Source organism: Variovorax sp. LG9.2 (assembly GCF_035018885.1).
GTDB lineage: Bacteria > Pseudomonadota > Gammaproteobacteria > Burkholderiales > Burkholderiaceae_C > Variovorax.
On record NZ_JASJXB010000021.1, the window covers coordinates 1 to 15,113 of the forward strand.

General features: G+C 61.8%; 16 protein-coding genes and 1 pseudogene. 5 read left to right on the forward strand and 12 right to left on the reverse strand.

Features of this window, described 5'->3' with window-relative positions; all coding sequences use genetic code 11:
- The coding region (locus tag QN413_RS19050) for an ATP-binding protein (protein ID WP_323498147.1) at positions 1-492 on the forward strand (492 nt) is incomplete at its 5' end.
- Between the two features lie 245 nt (positions 493-737).
- Positions 738-1,077, forward strand: a pseudogene (locus QN413_RS19055) (transposase); the annotation flags it as partial.
- 155 nt (positions 1,078-1,232) lie between these two features.
- Here the strand turns inward: QN413_RS19055 and QN413_RS19060 are convergent.
- From QN413_RS19060 to moaC, 7 genes are all read right to left on the reverse strand, one after another.
- Positions 1,233-1,748, reverse strand: a complete 516-nt coding sequence (locus tag QN413_RS19060) for a type IV pilin protein (RefSeq protein WP_323498148.1) — start codon at positions 1,746-1,748, stop codon at positions 1,233-1,235.
- Between the two features lie 2 nt (positions 1,749-1,750).
- Positions 1,751-5,104: a pilus assembly protein gene (locus QN413_RS19065; protein WP_323498150.1), complete on the reverse strand. Its 3,354-nt coding sequence runs from the start codon at positions 5,102-5,104 to the stop codon at positions 1,751-1,753.
- 14 nt (positions 5,105-5,118) lie between these two features.
- Positions 5,119-5,709, reverse strand: coding sequence for a pilus assembly PilX family protein (locus QN413_RS19070; protein ID WP_323498151.1), 591 nt, complete (start codon positions 5,707-5,709; stop codon positions 5,119-5,121).
- Positions 5,706-6,491 carry a prepilin-type N-terminal cleavage/methylation domain-containing protein gene (locus QN413_RS19075; protein WP_323498153.1) on the reverse strand — a complete coding sequence of 262 codons (786 nt, stop codon included), beginning with the start codon at positions 6,489-6,491 and terminating at the stop codon, positions 5,706-5,708. Before QN413_RS19075 ends, QN413_RS19070 begins: the two co-directional genes overlap by 4 nt.
- Positions 6,488-7,054, reverse strand: coding sequence for a type IV pilus modification protein PilV (gene pilV, locus QN413_RS19080; RefSeq protein ID WP_323498154.1), 567 nt, complete (start codon positions 7,052-7,054; stop codon positions 6,488-6,490). The genes QN413_RS19075 and pilV overlap by 4 nt, the downstream gene beginning before the upstream one ends.
- Positions 7,051-7,632, reverse strand: coding sequence for a Tfp pilus assembly protein FimT/FimU (locus tag QN413_RS19085; protein WP_323498155.1), 582 nt, complete (start codon positions 7,630-7,632; stop codon positions 7,051-7,053). Before QN413_RS19085 ends, pilV begins: the two co-directional genes overlap by 4 nt.
- Before the next feature lie 205 nt (positions 7,633-7,837).
- Positions 7,838-8,317, reverse strand: coding sequence for a cyclic pyranopterin monophosphate synthase MoaC (gene moaC, locus QN413_RS19090; RefSeq protein WP_187053625.1), 480 nt, complete (start codon positions 8,315-8,317; stop codon positions 7,838-7,840).
- Between the two features lie 55 nt (positions 8,318-8,372).
- On the opposite strand from moaC, the gene QN413_RS19095 reads away from it, so the two are divergent.
- The gene (locus QN413_RS19095; RefSeq protein ID WP_416352211.1) at positions 8,373-10,130 is read left to right on the forward strand and encodes a M48 family metalloprotease; all 1,758 of its coding nucleotides are present in this window, start codon (positions 8,373-8,375) and stop codon (positions 10,128-10,130) included.
- 19 nt (positions 10,131-10,149) lie between these two features.
- Here the strand turns inward: QN413_RS19095 and QN413_RS19100 are convergent, their stop codons facing one another.
- Genes QN413_RS19100 through QN413_RS19110 form a run of 3 tightly spaced genes read right to left on the reverse strand, consistent with a single transcriptional unit; the run spans position 10,150 to position 11,883 of the window.
- On the reverse strand, positions 10,150-10,503 hold the full coding sequence (locus QN413_RS19100) for a phage holin family protein (RefSeq protein ID WP_323498157.1): 354 nt from the start codon (positions 10,501-10,503) through the stop codon (positions 10,150-10,152).
- Positions 10,504-10,547: 44 nt separating this feature from the next.
- Positions 10,548-11,075 carry a hypothetical protein gene (locus QN413_RS19105; RefSeq protein ID WP_323498158.1) on the reverse strand — a complete coding sequence of 176 codons (528 nt, stop codon included), beginning with the start codon at positions 11,073-11,075 and terminating at the stop codon, positions 10,548-10,550.
- Positions 11,076-11,121: 46 nt separating this feature from the next.
- Positions 11,122-11,883, reverse strand: coding sequence for a TerC family protein (locus QN413_RS19110; protein ID WP_323498160.1), 762 nt, complete (start codon positions 11,881-11,883; stop codon positions 11,122-11,124).
- A gap of 471 nt (positions 11,884-12,354) precedes the next feature.
- Here QN413_RS19110 and QN413_RS19115 point away from each other — a divergent pair, with 471 nt between their 5' ends.
- Together QN413_RS19115 and QN413_RS19120 are read left to right on the forward strand one after the other, a co-directional pair.
- Positions 12,355-12,807: a DUF3717 domain-containing protein gene (locus tag QN413_RS19115; protein ID WP_323498161.1), complete on the forward strand. Its 453-nt coding sequence runs from the start codon at positions 12,355-12,357 to the stop codon at positions 12,805-12,807.
- 2 nt (positions 12,808-12,809) lie between these two features.
- A complete protein-coding gene (locus QN413_RS19120; protein WP_323498162.1) occupies positions 12,810-13,112 on the forward strand; it encodes a putative signal transducing protein in 303 nt (100 codons plus the stop codon).
- A gap of 27 nt (positions 13,113-13,139) precedes the next feature.
- On the opposite strand, the gene QN413_RS19125 is transcribed toward QN413_RS19120, so the two are convergent.
- Both QN413_RS19125 and purB read right to left on the reverse strand, forming a co-directional pair.
- Positions 13,140-13,700, reverse strand: coding sequence for a YaeQ family protein (locus tag QN413_RS19125; RefSeq protein ID WP_323498163.1), 561 nt, complete (start codon positions 13,698-13,700; stop codon positions 13,140-13,142).
- Complete coding sequence (purB, locus tag QN413_RS19130; RefSeq protein WP_323498164.1) at positions 13,700-15,079, reverse strand: adenylosuccinate lyase; 1,380 nt, start codon at positions 15,077-15,079, stop codon at positions 13,700-13,702. Before purB ends, QN413_RS19125 begins: the two co-directional genes overlap by 1 nt.
- Positions 15,080-15,113: the final 34 nt, after the last annotated feature.

Genomic DNA, 15,113 nt, shown 5'->3' on the forward strand with positions numbered 1-15,113 from the left:
TTGGTGGGTGGCCCCGGCACCGGCAAGAGCCATCTGGCGACGGCCATCGGCGTGGCGGGCATCACGCAGCATGGCAAGCGCGTGCGCTTCTACTCTACGGTCGACCTGGTCAATACGCTGGAGCAGGAGAAGGCTCAGGGCAAGGCGGGTCGCATTGCCGCGAGCATGCTGCGACTGGATGCGGTGGTGCTCGATGAGATGGGCTACCTGCCCTTCAGCCAGGCCGGTGGGGCGCTGCTGTTCCACCTGCTCTCTAAGCTGTACGAGCACACCAGCGTGGTGGTGACGACCAACCTGGACTTCGCTGAATGGAGCAGTGTGTTCGTAGATCCGAAGATGACCACTGCGCTGCTGGACCGGCTCACTCACCACTGCCACATCGTCGAGACGGGCAACGACAGTTACCGGATCACGCACGCCACTGCCAACTCGAAGAAGCGCATCAAAGCTCGTGAGCAGGAGCGAAAGGGGGCGGTTGGAAACGCCGGTTGAGCAACATCGCAGGCAGGGACAAGGCGCTGCGGGCTTCGCCCTTCGCGCCTTCTTCGTGCGAGCAATCAGTCATTAGAAAGGAAACCGAGAAAGGACGAAGACGGTAGAGTTATGCACAGCCGGCATCCACGATGCCGGCTTCCATCCCCGGGTCAAAGTTCAACCGGCAGGGTGGGTCAAAGTTCAACCGGCGCCGACACGACCAAGAACGCCGAAGACAAACGCGACCCGGAAATGCATCAGATGAACATGCGGCCTTCGGGGACGCTGGCTACCTGGGCGCACAAGCGAGCCGAAGCGAAGGGCCTTACCTGGCACGTGGCTATGCCTTGGGGCAAGCGGCGCAAACTCAATGAATTCATGGAGCCCCAGTTCCTGGCCGAGCGGGCGGAGAAAATGAAGGCGAGCATCCGCGCGAAGGTCGAGCATCCGTTCCATGTGGTCAAGAACCTGTTTCGTCACAGGAAGGCTCGCTACAAGGCGATGGCCGAGAACCCGGCACAGCCGTTGAGCCTGTTTGGCCTGGCCAATCTGGTCATCGCCAAAAGGGCACTGTTGGATTCCCACGCCCGAGGTGCGTCTTGAATGGGGGAAGCGGCCCCGAAAGTGGTCAAAACCTTGCCTGTGCATGCTCAAAGTCGTTACATCGGGCAATCTTGAGTGCGCATCGCATTGCGATGCGCATAGTTCATGGTGTTCCTAGATTTGACTTTCAGTTGAGTGCGCCGTTGGGCCGCACCTTACCAACAGCCACTACTCGTCAGTGGACTGCCGCCGCTGTCAAGATTGGTCTGAGTGCCTGACTGGTCGACTTGGAATGAATAACATTTTGTGTCTGCCATCTGGGACGAAGTCGGAGTAGCTATGGCTACAAAACCTGCCGGCGACGCAGAAAATGTCGCGTTCAAAGTGTAGTAGCTCTGCCCACTAACATTCACACTGACGGGAAATGCGGAATTACCACCGTAACCAAGTGCGCTAGGAAGATTTGTGTAGGAATTGTTAACGCTGAAATACCTCTCCTGCCGACTTGCAAGATCCAGCACTGCATTCCTAGCGTCGGCGCGACGCGATTTCAAAACGTACTGGTTGTATGAGGGATATGCAATACCTGCAAGTATTCCGACAACGGCCACGACAATCATCAATTCGATGAGCGTAAAGCCACTTGCGTCTTTCAAGGCACCGTTGCGGCGGTGACTGAAGTTCTGCACCAGATTCATCTGTATTCCTTTTGGCCCTTTGGCGGAAGTCATGATCAGCGCAGCTTGATCCAAGTCACCCGTCCGCCTTTGCTATTGGCGCCGGGATTGACTTGAGTGACCGATCCGACGCCACTGACAGTTTGATTGACGAGATATTTCTTGGTCGCAGTTGTCACGAACGATGGCGAACCCACCGCGCTCAATCCGACGCCACTCAATACCAATCCGTTTGTCGTGACGTAATTGTTGCTGGCGTCTGCGAAGTAAGACGATGTCGCTGCCGCGCCAGTGTCTGCAGTAATCGCCATGGTGTATCCGGAAGCGGGCTGTGAACCGCAGGTCAGCGCCTGCGTGGCGCCGGGGATGGCGGTGTTGACTACGAACATCCCATCCGAGAGCACGGGGTTGTATACGACTTGCTCGTTAGTCCCCGGAAGCGCGAGTTTCCAGCCGAACTGGCTATTTCCGCTCGAACAGGTCGCCGCGCCTTTCCAGCAGATCGGGTATTGCGTCACCGTACGCACGCCGGAAATACCACCGGTGCTGTAGGCGAGGGTTGCAGTAGTCTGCGTTTGCAACACGGTCGCGTTGACTGTCTGGGGCGAGGCCAAGCTGCTGTATCGAACACCGCTGAGCGAATTCCAGCTGGTCATGTCCCAGTCCCAGATGCCGAATATGTATTGGGTGCCGCTGACGGGAGTCGCAGCCGCAGTCTGTGTTTGCGGAAAGATTTGGCCGGTCCCAAAACCTACGATGACCCGTGCCGTGCCTGAAGACGTGGCTGCGGTATTGACCGTCGCGCGTGTGGTGATGGGAAGTCCACCAGTGTTGAAGATCGGGGTCGATCGCGCTGACCAGCTGCCCCCGGTTGCGCCGGTCACATCGAAGCGCCACATGTTGCCGAGCACGTCGCCGGCGTAGAAATAGTCCGTGACGTGGTCGCCATCGAGATCGGCAGACGCGACGTAGGCGATGCCGTTGCGCGCGGTAGCGGTGCCCACACCGGTGTCGAGGAAGCGAAAGCTCTTCGCACCGGTGGTCTGGTCGACCGTCATCACAAACACGCCCGCCTTGCCGCTTTTGCTGTTGAGGCCGTTGCCAAAAATCACAGCCCAGTTGCCGTCGTGCAGGCGGCGGATGATGGGGGTTCCGAAAGTACTTCCGAGGTTGTCGCGGCAAAAGGTGCTGGCGGTGTCGGTCGGGCAGGTCAGGCTCGCAGAGGTGGAAGTCCAATCGCCGATGACCAGGGTGGCGGCATTCGCCTCGCTGAAATTTCCTGGGTTGGTGACGTCGAGGACGTAAAGGCCGCCGGTTGCCGCCGTGGTGTTGTCGCCGATGACGCCGCCGGCATTGCCGCCGTCGCCCAGGCCACCTGCGAGCCAGGTGTGCCAGCCACCCTGATAGTAGAGATCGCCCGTTCCGGGCGTGGCGTCCACGAAGGCGTTGTGGCTGTACTGGGGCGAGGAGTAGTCGAGCGAGGCGGCTGTGGGGGGGGTCGCGTGGATGGTGTTGAGTGCCTGCGCCGGCATGTAAGCCAATAGTTCATTGCCATCGTTGGCAGCGGCCGTGTTGAAGTTGCCGCTCGAGTCGTAGGCGCCGGCCCGGAACCCATGCAGCAGGCCGTCGTTGGCGCCCGCGTACACGACGTTGGTTCGGGTCGCATTGCTTGTCGCGTAGGCGCCGTAGCTCGATCCCTCGGGCATGGTGGTTGTCGGGTGGAGCGCGTCTTTCCAGATGCCTTTGTAGGGCAGGTTGGGTGCCCCGACCCATGTCGGGCTGCTGCTGACGATGTCGCCGAGCACGCTGTTTCGCGCGCGGAAAGGACCCCCGGGCGTGCCACCTACTTCTTGGGTTCGATCGCCTCGAAGGTAGTCCAGCCGCGTCGAACTGGTGGCTGTTGTTCCGGCCGCTGGGTCCAGCGCATTTTTCTGCGCGGCGGAGAGGCCGAGCCACACCAAAGGAATGCCTGCGCTGCCGTTCCAGGTCAGGACATTGCGTGAAGAGGATCCTTGTACCGGGGTGCTGGCGGCACCGGTGGCACTGCAGGCGCCGCCGGTGAGCACGCAACTCGCGTCCCAATTCGCGACGGGGTTGATCGACACCGTCGACGTCGTTGCGTCTTCGACAAGATTTTGCGCAGTTAGTTGGCCCCACCAGTTCACCGGGTGGTAATAGGCAAGGTACACCTGTGTGCCGACTTGCACCTTGGCCGATTGCTGGATATTGATGCCGGCCGAGCTTGCAGCCGCATTGATCTGTGCTGCCTTGAAGCACATGATTTCATGCACATTGTTGGAGCCGCCTGTGCCTGCGGAGAAGCCGAATCTAAAAGACGCAGGTAGCGGGCCGTTCGAAGCGGTGATGGACTGGTTTGTCATTACGTTTTGCGCAATGCCACCGTTGACGCTGTAAGAGAGACTGAGCAGTCCGTCCTGCGTCAGTTTCAAGCCGTAAGTGATCGGCGTTGCATTGCCGCGCACAGGCATGTTCATGGCCTGCTGATTGGACAGGCTGAACCCCGCGGGCAAATTGGAGCCTAGCAAAAACGGATAGTTGTATGCGAGCTGGATCGTCGTGTCGTTCTTGTTGTTGACGTTGCCGATCTTGTTGCCGCTGTAGTTCCAGATCGTTCCCGTCCTGCAGGTGTTTTGCACCGCCGACTGCTGGTCGCTCGCGTTGAGCGTCGTGGGGTAATAAGCGCTGGTTGCTGGCGAGGTCGACAGCGACGCGAACGCTGTGGAGCCGGCGCCGCGCAGACTGATTCGGCCCGCCTGAAAGCCGGGTCCACTGCTCGTGTTGTCGTTCCTATTTGAAAAGTTGCCGTACTCGTCGATGCCCACGCCGATGTAAGCCCCGACAACGCCGTTGTACGAGCCGTTCACGTTGGAGCAGCTGTAGCCCAGGCTGCCACCCAGGCCGCCCACCGAGGGCGCCTGGCTGCCGTCGGACAGAAAGAAACTGATGCCGTCCGCTCCGGTCCCGCCGTCGCCGCCATACGTGGCCGTGGTAAAGGTGACCTGCAGTCCTTGCGTGGTGGGAAAGGTGAAGTTGGACACGATGGCGCCGGTCTGGTTGTCGCCATTGGAGCCGCCGTTTTGCGTGTCGCCATTGGTCAGGCGAAGGGCGCCGCTGCCTGCTGCATCCGGCAACCTGCCGCTCACACCGCCAACCTGTGTCTTGCCGCTGTAGTAGGCCAACCCGACGCACGCGGGGATGATGGGCGAAGTCGCCGGCGGTATCACCGAGTTGTTTCCGGCAGTGAGGCACGCCCCATTCAAGCTCTTCCAGTTATAGGAAGAGGATGTTCCTGTGAGCGTGTCGCTGATCACGAGCTGTGCTTGGGCACTGAATGACAGCGCGCCGAGCGCGGCCAGTGCCAGTGCGAGGCGAAAGTATTTTGAGGTCATGTGGTCTCCTTGAACTACGGCTGACCGATGTCAGTCACGCTGAACTTCATTGCATAGGTACTTTGAACGACGCTGGCAGTCGCAGTGCTGCCGCCGTAGCCGGCACCGGTCACCTGATAAAGCATGGTCTTGCCGTCCGGAGCGAGGCCGAGGTAGGACACATAGACGCTCGGCAGGGTGGCGTAGTTGATGTCGTTGGCAATCCCGGTGCTTCCGGTATTGAGGCCGCCGCCGCTCTGCACCGTCATGCTCGGCGGCTGGTAGTTGCCTCTTACGGCCCAGGGAAGTGTGCTGGACGTGGCGATGCTCATCGGCACGTTGCAGATTTTCATGGCGGTCTGATCGTTGGCGCTGAACACGCCGCTGCAGGCCGATCCACCACCGCCACTGCCGCGGGCAATCCACCATTCGCCGTATTGGAGTGCGCTTTCCGCCGCCTGTAGCGAGCGCTGCTTTTCGAGCGTGTTGCCGGCAATTTTTTCTTGCAGACCAAAACTGCGATACATGCTCACAGCCAACAACGAAACAATCACCAGAATCAACAGTGATGTGATGAGTGCGATGCCTCGTTGGGGACGAGACCCATGGTGGTGTTGGCGTGTCACGGATTGTTCTTGAAATTGATGCTCTGGACGATGCCGGGGCCGGTCAGGAGCACGGGCGCGCTCGGCGTGGAGCTGAGCGTGTTCAGAAATCTGAGCGTGATCTGTGCGGTATGTACCCGGGCCCACAGCCCGGCAGCGGCAACACCCGAGCCGGGCATGTAGGTGTCGGTGCTGTTATTGGCGTCTCCGTCGGTGTCCACGCCATAGACGATGCTCATCTGTCCGACGTTGCTGGCCAGAGCGACCGGCGTTCCCGTGCCGACCGTGCAGGTGAGTTCGTTACTCGCATTGATGGAAAAGCTGTTGATCCACACCTGCTTCACCCCGGATGTCGCGGGGTTGGTCTGACCCTGGCAGTTCATCAAGCCGTCGCCACTGGCGGTCTGGTATTGCACAGCAATGGTGTCGCTGCCCGTACCTGTGCCTAAAGTGTTGCCAGCACCGACCACGCCTTGGCCTGCTGCCAGCGCTGAGACGGTGCCGCTGGGCCAGGTCACGCTGGCCGCTGGCAGTGAAGTGATGGCGGTGCTGTTAACGGGATCGGAGAAATAGCCGGCCGATTGAATCGTCGTGGTCAGCATGGTCAGTGCGAGGCGCTCGCTGTCCTGAAGCTGTGCCAATTCGTCTTGCGCCACGAAGGTGGCCTTCATGTTGACGTAGATCGCGACGATAGCCGCCAGCATGAAAAGCGCGATCGTCAGCGAGACCATCAGCTCGATCAACGTGAAGCCGGCCTGTTGATTGCGACGGCCGCCAGACGGTGTTGAAGCAACGGAGTTCATGGTTCGACGTAGAGCGTGTAAGTTCTGGTGCCGGCGGTGGAGGCACTGTTTGACGCGGTATTCTGGTTGGAAGACACGTACTTCTCAGTCCAGGAAACCGTCACCGTGCAGCTGATGGGCGTGCTTGCCGACACCGTGCACGTCCCTGCCGACGTGTAGGTGGGGAAAAGGCTGGCCATGCTGGCAGCCCACAACTGCAGGTCGTAGGCTGCGAGTTGTGCGGGCGTGCAAAGCGGAGCCGAAGGCAACGTCGCCGCTCGGCAAACAGGAGGCGTCGCGCTCAACACACCGGTGGCGTCGGTGACAGTGAGTCCCGACGTACTGAATGCGGCCGGGGCGACTCCGCCCGCCCAGTAGGTCTTGTTTCCATGCATCGCCGCGGCAAGGCTCGCGCTCTGCAGTGCAATCATCGAACGACTGCTGGCAACTTGCGTGCTTGAAATTGCCAGTGCCTGCATCTTGGCGAAGCCCAGCAGGCCGACTGTCACCACGAGGACGGCAATCATCACTTCGATAAGTGTGAAGCCTTGCTGTCGACGATTAAGCGTTTGGCTTCGATTCATTGACATGTGCCTCCGTTGGCCGATTGGACTTGCTGCCGCCCCACCAAATTGACTGCGATGCAGCGAGTCGCAGCCGCGTTCAGCGGAGTGGTGTGCACTGTCAAGGTCACTGTGCCGGTGAAAGACATTGCGAATCCGTCGCGGCTGTATGAAATGGCCGAGGTGTTGCCGCTTGCAGTGAACGTGTCTGTTCCGGCCAAAGCGGGTTGCTTCCTGAGTACGGTCTCGGTCGAGTCGTGAACCTGGTTGCCGTTCGCGTCTGCAAACACGAGCCATCCAGTCTTCCAGTTGCCGCCGGATGCACAGGTCGAGCCGTCCGACGACGCGCAGATCGTCACGGTTTGCCCTTCCTTGATCGCCTCCGAACGGGCGAACTGCAAATCGCCGACGAAGCCATTGACTTCCCCGGACACGCGATTTCTTTGAGTCAGGTCGACGAAAGAGGGCACTGCGACCACCGCCAGGATGGCGATCACGGCAAGAACCACGAGCAACTCGATGGCGGTCATTCCCTTTTCGGCCCGCCGTATTTGCGCGCTCGAACGCAGACCCGTCCGGGCGTGTCCAAGCGCCACCATGAGGGGTTCTACAAGGGCAAACCCTCGAAGAGACGGGCTTTGCAAATTAGAGACAGTTAAGTGCATAACGGTTACAGAATGTCAGTAAACGTTAAAACATGCAAAACCGTTCGCCCGGCCAAAACTGCCACTCGTCTTGTTGTGCCCGGAGCCGCACTGCCGTCTCTGCTGCTCACTCTCCGTGCTATCCGCTCTTTCTCTGGCGCTACCCCGCCACAAAGCTCCCCGACTTCCCCCCGTGCTTCTCCAGCACATGCACATCGGTGATCGTCATCCCGCGGTCGACGGCTTTCACCATGTCGTAGATGGTCAGCAGTGCGACCTGAACAGCGGTCAGCGCTTCCATCTCGACACCCGTCGGCCCGACTGTCTCGACGGTCGCCTTGCACGCTACCTGCGGCACCCCGCCCTTGACGATGGCAAAGGCAATCGACACATGCGTCAGCGCCAGTGGGTGGCAAAGCGGAATGAGGTCGCTGGTTTTCTTGGCGGCCTGGATGCCGGCGATGCGTGCCACGCCGAGAACGTCGCCCTTCTTGGCGGTGCCGGACTCGATGAGCGCCAGCGTGGCGGCCTGCATCACGATGCGGCCGCTTGCAACGGCTATGCGATGGGTGGCTGGCTTGGCCGCGACATCGACCATGTGGGCATGGCCCTGGGCGTCAAAATGGGTGAGTGAACTCATGGGGTGAACGATCGGCAGAACGCCGCATCATACGAGCCCGGCCCAGGAAAGACCGATGCCAAGCCTGACTTCAAATTCCAGATCGAAGCCCGCACTTCGGGCGTTGTGCGCCGTCGTTTTGATAGCGGCGCAAGCCTTTATGCCGCCTGTTGCGCGTGCGCAGTTGTTGCCCGGCATGGGAGATGGCGGCGAGATGACGGCCAGTGCCGAGCGCCGACTGGGCGACCAGATCGCGCGCGAGATCTACCGCGACACCGACTATATCGACGACCCGGTCATCGTCGAATACGTGCAGGACATCTGGCAGCGTTTGCTGGCCGCAGCGCGGGTGCGTGGCGAGCTCACGCCCGAGCTCGATGAGCGCTTTGCCTGGCAGATCTTTCTGGGCCGCGACAGCACCATCAACGCCTTTGCGTTGCCGGGCGGTTACCTCGGGCTCAACCTCGGGCTGGTCGCCATCATCGGCAGCCGGGACGAGCTTGCGACCGTGCTCGGCCACGAACTGTCGCACGTCACGCAGCGCCACATCGCACGCATCATGTCGCGCGATGCCAAGCAGATGCCGCTCATGATCGCGGCCATGGTGATCGGCATGCTCGCCGCCATGAAGGCCCGCAATGGTGACGCCGGCAACGCGATGCTGATGGGCAGCCAGGCCTACGCGATGCAGAGCCAACTCGCCTTTTCTCGCGACATGGAGCGCGAGGCCGACCGCGTCGGCTTCGGTGTGATGACCCAAGCCGGCTACGACCCGCGCGGCGCCGAGGCGATGTTCGAAAAACTGCAGTTCGCCGCCCGGCTGAACGACAACGCCTCGTACCCGTATCTGCGCAGTCACCCGATGGACACCGAGCGCATCGCCGACATGCAGGGTCGCTTTCAGTTTCGAGACATGAATGCGGCGAAGCCGGGGGTGATCGTAGACCCGGTGCAAGGTGGTGCGCCGGCGGCGCCGACAACGACGCCCTCAACGACGGCCGCGGCGACAACGACAACCACAGCCGGCGCAGCATCGTCATCAGCAACGCCCACCTTGCCACCGGTCGTCGTCAAGTCCGGCCCGACTGCAGCGCGCGCCGCGCCGGTTCCGATGACGCCGGGTCTGCCGCTCGTCATGGACCACGCAATGATCTCGGCCCGCGCTCGCGTGTTGACGCGGCCAGGCGTCGACGTGTTGCGCCAATGGGTTGAAGCCGGTTCCGGCAGCGACTTCACCAAGAGCACGCCGGCGCAACAAGCCGGCCTGCTCTATGCCGCGGCGTTTTCGGCCAATGAGTTGAAGGACTTCAAGGCGTCGCGCGCATTGAGCGATCGTCTGGTTACGTGCACGGCCGGCGATGCATCTGCATCACGTCTCGCCCGCTTGCTCGCTATTGAAATCGAACTCGATGCCGGCAACCCCGCCAAGGCCGCTTCTCTGCTCAACGCCAAGGCCAAAGATCGACCTGAGATGCTGCTCGCCGTGCAGGCCGCCGTCGCCACGCGCAACCCGGCGCCGATGGTGCCGGTGCTGCGCGACTACACCGCGCTGCAACCGCGTGATGCCACAGCCTGGCGTGCGCTGTCGAGCCTCTACAACGCACAGGACGACCCGGTGCGCGCGATCCGCGCCGATGCCGAAGCCAACGTCGCCAACCTCGACTACGCCGGCGCGCGCGACCGCTACAAGGCGGCGCAGGAGTTGTCGCGCAACCTGTCTGCGCGCAACGCACCCAACGCGTTGGACCACTACGAGGCGTCGATCATCGACACGCGCGCACGCGCTGTCGATGCGCTGGTCAAGCAGCAGGCAGAAGAGCCTCCGCTGAAGTAGGCGGTCCGCTGGGCCCGGTTCAGCGCTTGGAGAAGAGCCCGCCGAGCGCCGCTTCGATCACCAGCCCGAGCAACGAGTAGATCAGCGAGCCGAGCAGCGCGGCGCCAAAGCCGTTGACGTGAAAGCCGCCAAGCAACCCGGACGCGGCCCAGAACATCAACGCGTTGATGACGAACAGAAAGAGGCCGAGCGTGACGATCGTCACCGGCAGCGTGAGCACCACCAGCACCGGCCGCACCACCATGTTGAGCAGGCCGATGACAGCAGCCGCGATGAGCGCCGAGCCGAAGCTCGTCACCTGCACGCCGTTGTAGAGATAAGCCACTGCCAGCAGCGCGATCGCGCTGAGCAGCCATTTCAGGATGAGTCGCATGCGGGCAGGATACCGCAGCGACCGGGGTTGTCACTCGCTTGAAATCAATCGCTCAATTCGCCAGCGATGACCAGCAGCGCACCCATGCCCACTACCGCGCCTGGCAGCGCCCAGCCCGGTGCTGCAGGCGGCTTCTGACCGTGCGCGACGGGCTCCAGATCGACCCCGATCTTGGGCCGGCGTGCGTCCACCACCGTGGCCATGCCGTGGATCTGCCGAAGATGCTGCGTCATCTCGGTCAGCGAGCCACCGGCCAGCATCGGCGTGACCTGGTCGCCGGCCGCTTCGAGCAACGGCACCAGTTGCGCCTGCACCTTGGCGAACCATTTGCCGCGCCAGTTTTCACGCGCACTGTGGCTCACCCATTTGCTGATGCGATGCGTCATGCGCGGTGCGCAGGCGACCACGATCCAGTGCCTGGGTTCGAAAGCCGCGCGAGCATCGACACCCAAGGTGCCCGGCACGGTCGATGCGCTCTCATCGTCCAGCGCCACCGGCACGCCGGGCGCCAATTTGGCAAGGTGCTCGCGGGCATAAACCGCGTCGTCCACGTACAGGATGATCGTTTCCATGGTGTTGCTCCTTCGTTGAAAAGCTGACGAATGCGACTTCAAACGTTCAAGGTCGCTCCGGGTGCGGCGTCTTGTCTTGTTGTTGTTGTTGTTGTTGTTCGGGCGCTTCGCCCTTGGCGGAACGTTTCGCAGAAGGCTTGCGCGTCGCGAGCCAGGCCGCGCCCAGCACCAGGGCGACGCAGGCGGCTTCGACTGCGTAGCGCAACGCCGTGGCGGGCGCCTCACGCGTGCCGAAGATGTCGGCGAGGAACGGTTCCGCAACGATCATCTTGGCGGCGGTGTACGCGAGCACTGCCGCGCCGATGTACGTGATCGACGGATAGCGCTCGACCAGTTTCAACACCAGGGTGCTGCCGAACACCACGATCGGAATGCTGATCACCAGCCCGATGACGACCAGGCCGAACTCGCCATGCGCCGCGCCGGCCACGCCGAGCACGTTGTCGATGCCCATCAGCGCATCGGCCACCACGATGGTCTTCATCGCGCCCCAGAAGGTGGACGCGCCAGCCCCGTGTTCCTGCTCCCCGCTTGAGTCGGCAATGAGCTTGTAGGCGATCCACAGCAGGCCGACCCCGCCGACCAGCATCAACACCGGCACCTTCAGCAGCCACACCACGCCGATGGTCATGGCCGAGCGCAGCACGATGGCGCCGACGGTCCCCCAGACGATGGCCTTCTTCTGCAACTTGGGTGGCAAACGGCGTGCCGCGAGCGCAATGACGATCGCGTTGTCGCCGGCGAGCACCAGGTCGATGACGATGATCGCCAGCAGGGCTGACCACCAAGGGGCTGAAAGAAACTCCATGTGCAAAGCACTCCGATCTGTTTTTCGTTCTACTGGTCCGGTGCGGCGTGGGCCGGAACGTTTGAATGAAAGACCGGGTGTGCCGGGGCTTGCAAACGACGCTTCGACCAACCTGACAACAGGTTCAATCGAAGGTCTTGCTCGACATCGCGCACTGCTCTGATGCACTGCGCGTTGCCCGACAGGCCGGAAGCATGAGGCTCCGTATTGACGACCTGTCGATATCCGCTGCAGTAGATGCAACGGGCGGGAGCTACTCCCCTTCGTGGGCAGATTAGAACATCGGCCTTCGACGGCTGACAACCCTAAAAATCATTGCGCTTAAAAGAATCGATGGCAGAAGCCGCGCTGCCACTGGCATCAGTGCTATCAATTTAAGAGCAAACAAACCCATGACAACGCTTGGGACATTGCCCGTCTATGATGAGTTTCACTCTCCAGCTCGCTGTTTTCTTCCCGCTTGTTTTTCGTATGGCCGCCATTCACATCACCGACGTCGAGGCCGCCATCAACTTCTGGCGCGAGAAAAAGCCTTCCCCCGACGGCATCACACTGGCGCCTGAAATTCGCGACCTGGCAGAGGTCTATGCGCTCATGGTCTATCACCATGAAGACTATGTCGACGAGGTCGGCTTCCCGAAAGATGCGTGGGCAGCATGGCTTGCTTGGTACGAGACGACGCCCGACACGCCATGCATCGCGATCTGCTCCACGAGTCAGGGAGACGATGAGTGCAAGGGCTGTGGTCGCACCTTCGGCGAGGTGCAGCACTGGCCCGCGATGACACCGGCTGCCAAGCGCGAGACCTGGCGCCGCATCACGATGGAAGACACGGCCTGGCGCTTCAACAAGTACTCCGAGCGGGCGCGTGAAGCGGAGCAAGTGTGGCCCGATGACGTCACCGACACCAAGCCACCGGGCTGACCATGCGCCGACTCGCGCAAGCACCCAACCTCGCGATCGCGACGCTCTGGGCGCACGCGCTTCGCGAAGACGGCATTGGCGCGACGGTGCAGCGCGAGTACCTCGGTGCGGCCGCTGGTCAGTTGCCGCCCGACCAGTGCCTGCCTGAAATATGGATCGACGACGCGACGCAGCTCGAAACTGCCGAGCGCTTGCTGCACGAGTTGAAGAACCGGCCGCAACGCCGATGGGCGTGCGAGTGTGGTGAGCTGGTCGAAGGCGGCTTCGAGCAATGCTGGCACTGCGGCCGGATGATGCCGGCCTGAACTCTTGCTGCGGTGCTGCGGCTGGCTCTACTTGAGCCGCATCAGCTCGATGTCGATGCTCTTCACGCCATCGCCCAGCATCAACGTGCCTTCCTGAATCGTCGCCTGCAATTGCATGCTGCGCTGCGCCAGTGCAGCGACAGCCTGCGACGTCTCGCTCGGCACGCGCCACACCTGCAAATTCTGCGGGCGCGTCAGCTTGGTTTCGATGCCCTTCCACCAGATGCCGGCCGCATGGCTGAAGCAATACAACAGCACCTCGTCTGCCTTGCCGCAAGCCTTGATGAGCGGCTTTTCTTCAGGCTGACCGACCTCGATCCACACACGCGTGCGCCCGGTGAAATCGCGCAGCGACACATCCGGATCGTCCGGGTTCGACAGCCCCGCGCCAAAGGCCAGCACGCCATCGCCATCGCACACGCTCTGCAGCTTGTAGGCGTTGAGCGCCAGCGCGATGAGCCGAATCATCATCCGTTCGTCGTTCTCGCTCGGATGCCGCGCCAGCGTGAGTTGATGGTCCGCGTAGTAGCTGTGGTCGATGTCGGCGACCGCGAGGTTCGCTTTGAAGATGGTGGATTTGAGTGCCATCAGGCGCGCTTCGCCAGCTCTGCTGCCTTGCCGATGTAGCTCGCAGGCGTCATCGCCAGCAGCCGCTCTTTTTCCGTCTCGGGAATCTCCAGCGAGCGGATCAATCCGTGCAGCGCTTCAGCCGTCACCGTCTTGCCGCGCGTCACTTCTTTCAACTGCTCATAAGCGCCCTGCACGCCGAAGCGGCGCATCACCGTCTGGATCGGTTCGGCCAGCACTTCCCATGATGCGTCGAGGTCGTCGGCCAGCGCTTCTTCGTTCAGCTCCAGCTTTCCGAGGCCGATCGAGAGGCTCGAATACGCCAGCACCGCATAGCCGAAAGCCACGCCGACGTTGCGCAGCACGGTGCTGTCGGTGAGGTCGCGTTGCCAGCGGCTGATCGGCAGCTTTTCGCTCAGGTGCCGCAGCAGGGCGTTGGCGAGGCCGAGATTGCCTTCCGCGTTTTCGAAGTCGATCGGGTTGACCTTGTGCGGCATGGTGGATGAGCCGATCTCGCCCTTCTTCAGCCGCTGTTTGAAATAGCCGAGGCTCACGTAGCCCCAGATGTCACGCGAGAAGTCGATGAGGATGGTGTCGGCACGCGCCACGGCGTCGAACAACTCGGCCATGTAGTCGTGCGGTTCGATCTGGATGCTGTAGGGCTGAAACGTCAGGCCCAGTCCAAGGGGTGCCGGCGTCTCGACGACCTTGCGGCTGAACGCCTCCCAATCGAAATCGGGCCACGCCGCCATGTGCGCGTTGTAGTTTCCGACAGCGCCGTTCATCTTGCCGAGCAGGTCGACCTTGGCGATCTGCTCGCGAGCCTTGGCCAGGCGCACCGCGACGTTGGCGATCTCCTTGCCGACGGTGGTCGGGCTCGCCGTCTGGCCGTGCGTGCGCGCCAGCATCGAAACGTTGGCGAACTGGTGGGCCATATCGCGGAGCTTGGTGATGAGCCCGTCGATGGCGGGCAGCACGACGACGTCGCGCGCGGCCTGAATCTGCAGCGCATGGCTGGTGTTGTTGATGTCTTCGCTGGTGCAGGCGAAATGCACGAACTCCGCGGCGGAGAGCAGCTCCGGCCGCGCCTCGAACTTGGACTTGATCCAGTACTCGACGGCTTTAACGTCGTGGTTGGTGACCTTTTCGATCTCCTTGATCGCGAGCGCATCGGCTTCGCTGAAATGCGAGACCAGGCCGAGCAAATACTTGCGCGCGCCGCCGGTGAGCGGCTTGAACTCGACGAAGCCGCAGTCCGAGAGCGCGATGAACCAGGCCACCTCGACTTGCACGCGACGGTGCATGTAGCCCTGCTCGCTCATCAACGGGCGGAGCGCCGAGAGCCGCGACGCGTAGCGGCCATCGAGGGGGGAAAGAGCGGAAACGGTAGAGAAGGCCATGGGCCAATTTTAGGCGGCGGAGACCGGGGCCGAA